We start from the raw sequence: 669 nt of genomic DNA, 5'->3' as shown, positions 1-669 counted from the left end.
CGGGCATTGTAGATAGCGACAGTAATCCAATCTTTGAAGCACTGAATTTAGACAATGCGTTCGTCGACACCACCATCAGCGATGAAACCGATCCGGGTCCGGAAGATACGGTTACGGTGACCATGACAGGTCCAGCGAATGTCGTGGAGGGTGACACCACCACAGACTACACCGTGACACTGAGCGATCCGGCGCCAGTCGGTAGCATCGTCACGCTCGCTTACAGCTACACCACTGCATCGGGTGATGATATCACCGAAACCACCCAAGCAGTGATTGGTGCCGATGGCGTAACCGCCACGTTTACCATTGATACGGTGGATGACGTTTACGCCGAAGGCGATGAAGTATTCCGTGTCAGCGTGTCAGGCATCGTCGATAGCGACAGCAATCCGATTTTTGAGGCATTAGATGTTTCAAATGCCTTTGTTGACACCACCATCAGCGATGAAACGGACCCAGGGCCAGAAGATACCGTTACGGTGACCATGACTGGTCCAGCGAATGTCGTAGAAGGCGACACCACCACAGACTACACCGTGACACTGAGCGATCCGGCGCCAGTCGGTAGTATCGTGACCTTAGCTTACAGCTATACTACTGCATCCGGTGATGACATCACCGAAACCACCCAAGCAGTGATTGGTGCGGATGGCGTAACCGCCACGT

1 pseudogene is annotated in these 669 nt (G+C 53.5%); it reads left to right on the top strand.

The features are described 5' to 3' along the window. A pseudogene (locus R7Q11_RS26765) lies at window positions 1-669 on the top strand (calcium-binding protein); the annotation flags it as partial.

It is taken from the genome of Vibrio sp. 970 (genome assembly GCF_033339075.1).
The sequence above is the reverse complement of the archived record's forward strand: the minus strand, read 5'-3'. Positions and strand labels throughout refer to the sequence as shown.